4 protein-coding genes are annotated in these 3,137 nt (G+C 69.7%); 3 read left to right on the top strand and 1 reads right to left on the bottom strand.

Annotation, left to right across the window (positions count from 1 at the left end):
- The 3 genes from phnD to phnE (GVN67_RS28545) all read left to right on the top strand — a co-directional run.
- The coding region (phnD, locus tag GVN67_RS28555; protein WP_160000691.1) for a phosphate/phosphite/phosphonate ABC transporter substrate-binding protein at positions 1 to 886 on the top strand (886 nt) is incomplete at its 5' end.
- A gap of 15 nt (positions 887 to 901) precedes the next feature.
- A complete protein-coding gene (phnE, locus tag GVN67_RS28550) occupies positions 902 to 1,789 on the top strand; it encodes a phosphonate ABC transporter, permease protein PhnE (protein WP_235035602.1) in 888 nt (295 codons plus the stop codon).
- A 2-nt stretch (positions 1,790 to 1,791) separates the two neighbouring features.
- Complete coding sequence (phnE, locus tag GVN67_RS28545; protein ID WP_160000689.1) at positions 1,792 to 2,643, top strand: phosphonate ABC transporter, permease protein PhnE; 852 nt, start codon at positions 1,792 to 1,794, stop codon at positions 2,641 to 2,643.
- A gap of 288 nt (positions 2,644 to 2,931) precedes the next feature.
- Here the strand turns inward: phnE (GVN67_RS28545) and GVN67_RS28540 are convergent.
- Positions 2,932 to 3,137, bottom strand: a 206-nt coding sequence (locus GVN67_RS28540; RefSeq protein WP_304621478.1) for a GcrA family cell cycle regulator, incomplete at its 5' end; no start/stop codon positions are given.

Below are 3,137 nucleotides of genomic sequence, written 5' to 3'. Positions count from 1 at the left end.
CCCCTTCCCCGTCCCCGGCCGCCGCGCCTGGGCCGATGCGGTGCCGCGGCTCGGCATCGCGCTGATGGGCGGCGAGAACGAGGTCGACCGCCTCGCCCGCTTCGACAACTACCGCGCCCTGCTGGAAGACACCTTCAAGCTGCCGGTGAAGCTCTACCCGGCCAGCGACTATGCCGGCGCGCTGCAGGCTTTTTCCGCCAAGCAGGTGGAGCTCGCCTCGCTCGGCTCCTCCGCCTATGCCGGCGCCTGGCTCGACACCAAGGGCGGCGTCGAGCCGCTGGTCGTGCCGATCCAGGAAGACGGCACCACCGGCTACCTGGCCGTCATGGTGGCCCGCGCCGACAGCGGCATCGCGGCACTCGACGACATGCGCGGCAAGTCGCTCGCCTGGGCCGATCCGAATTCCGCCAGCGGCTACCTGATCCCGCGCGCCGCGCTGCGCCGCCAGGGCGTCGACACCGAGCGCTATTTCAGCCGCACCGGCTTCGCCGGCGGGCATGAGCAGGCGGTGGTCGCCGTGCTGCAGAAGCAATACGACGCCTGCTGCACCTGGGCCTCCGGCCAGGGCGAGGAAGCCGCCGGCTTCAGCCGCGGTAACCTGCGCGCCATGGTCGAGAAGGGCATGCTGAAGATGGGCGAGATCCGCCTGGTCTGGCGCTCCCAGCCGATCGTCACCGGCCCGATCACGGTGCGATCCGACCTGCCGGCGGCGCTGAAGGAGGACCTGCGCGCCTTCTTCCTGGCGCTGCCCGCCGCCTATCCGGACATCTACCGCCAGATCAGCCGTGGCGAGGGCGCCGGATATGCCGTGGCCCGCCACGAGGACTACCAGATCTTCATCGACCTCAGACGAGAGGAGGCGGTGGCGCGTCGCCGCCGCGAATAGGAACAGATGGACGCCATGGCCGCCCATATGCCGGTGGTGCAGCGCGGGGAGGCCGCCTACCAGGCCCTCCGCCGCCAGCGCCGCAACCAGACGCTGCTCGGCCTCGCCGTGCTGGCCGCCGCCCTGCTGCTGGCCGCCCGCATCAGCGAGTTCTACCCGAGCTCCCTGCTGGCCGGCCTGCCCCGGATCGGCGAGTATTTCGCCAAGGTGCTGCCCTCGCTGACCTGGCAGAACCTGCTGGCCGACTGGGAGACCGAGGGCAGCCTGGCCTTCTGGTTCTATCGCCTGGACAAATGGGCGCTGCTGCTGCTGCAGACGGCGCAGATGGCGGCCCTCGCCACGCTGGGCGGCGCCGCGGTCGCCCTGCTGCTGGCCTTCCCGGCGGCGCGCAACCTGGCGCCCTCCCGCCTGATCCACCAGCTGACCCGGCGCGGGCTGGAAGCCACCCGCACCGTGCCCGAAATCGTCTACGCCCTGATCTTCGTCTGGGCCTTCGGCGTCGGGCCGCTGGCCGGCATCCTGGCGATCATGATCCACACCGCCGGCGCGCTGGGCAAGCTCTTCGCGGAAGTCATCGAGAATGCCGAGATGCAGCCCTGGGACGGCGTCCGCGCCTCCGGCGGCAACTGGGCCCAGGCCTGCCGCTACGCCATCCTGCCGCAGGTGGCGCCCAACCTGCTGAGCTACGCCCTGCTGCGCTTCGAGATCAATGTCCGCGGCGCCAGCGTCATCGGCTTCGTCGGCGCCGGCGGCATCGGCCAGGAGCTCTACCAGGTCATCGCCTTCAATTATTATGAGGAGATCAGCGCCATCGTCGTGCTGATCATCCTGGCCGTGGTGATGATCGACCTGCTCTCCGAGCGACTGCGCCACCGCCTGATCACCGTCGACGGAGCCCGCTGAGCATGGCCCTCTCCGCTTCCGATATCGCCGCCTGGCAGGGCCGCAACCCGCGCGCCTTCGGCGCCACCGGCCGCACCCGGGCGCTGCGCTGGCTGGGCGGCGCGGCCTTCCTGCTCTGGCTCGGCTGGAGCTTCTGGCTGTTCGACATCACGCCGACCCGGCTGTGGAACGGCCTGTCCGGCCTGGCCACCATCCTGCGGCTGATGGTGCCGCCCAGCCCCGGCGAGATGTGGCTCGATATCCTGAAGGGCATCGCCGAAAGCGTGGCCATGGCCTTCCTGGGCACCGCGCTGGCCGCCCTGGTCGCCGTGCCGCTGGGCTTCCTCGGCGCCCGCAACGTGGTCACCGTCACCCTGCTGCGCTTCTCCGTGCGCCGCCTGTTCGATGGCATCCGCGGCGTCGACCAGCTGATCTGGGCCCTGGCTTTCGTCCGCGCCGTGGGCCTCGGCCCGCTGGCCGGCGTGCTGGCCATCTTCACCAGCGACCTCGCCGTGCTGGCCAAGCTCTATGCGGAGGCCATCGAGAACGCCGAGAAACGCCCGAGCGAAGGCGTCGTCGCCGCCGGCGGCAACCGCCTGCAGGCGCTGCGCTTCGGCGTGCTGCCCCAGGTGCTGCCCGTCATGCTGGCCCAGGCGCTGTACTTCTTCGAAAGCAACACCCGCTCCGCCGCCATCCTCGGCGTGGTCGGCGCCGGCGGCATCGGCCTGCAGATCGCCGAACGCATCAAGGTGCGCCACTGGGACGAAGTGGCCTTCATCATCATCCTGATGGTGCTGACGGTCGCCGCCATCGACGCCCTCTCCGGCGTGATCCGGCGGAAGCTGATCGGGAAGCGGGAAGCAGCGGTGGGGTGAAGATCGGGCAGGCTGGGGGAATGAATTCCCCCCGCAAACGTATACGTTTGCGCCCATCTTTTTTCTATCTGTCGGCCGTTTGACGGCCAGCGCCTGAACGGCACCGACACCAGGGCATCACGGCGGGACGCCGTTTTCATACAAAAACAGCGCGACCTTGAAGGTCGCGCTGCGGTTCAGCGTTGTGTCCCGCGCTGCCAAGGCCGCGCGGCAGCACTGACAGAAAGAAGAAGGGGTCCAGAGGAATTCATTCCCCTGGGCTTTTTCTGTGTCTTCTCTTCGAAAACCTTAAGCCGCGTCTTCCCGACGATCCCGCGCCTTCACATAGGCGACGGCGGCGTGCTCGGGGCAGTAAGGCTTACTCGGGATGGCCTCGGCGGTGCAGAAGCGGAAGTCGGGCGTGCCCGGCTCGCCGATCGGCCAGCAGCAGGAGCGGCCGCCGCTGCGCTGGAACGGGCGGACGACGGCGATCGGCGGGGCGGGCGGCAGGCGGC

It is taken from the genome of Roseomonas sp. 18066 (assembly GCF_902706185.1).
GTDB lineage: Bacteria > Pseudomonadota > Alphaproteobacteria > Acetobacterales > Acetobacteraceae > Pseudoroseomonas.
This window is presented reverse-complemented; position numbering and strand designations above follow the sequence as displayed.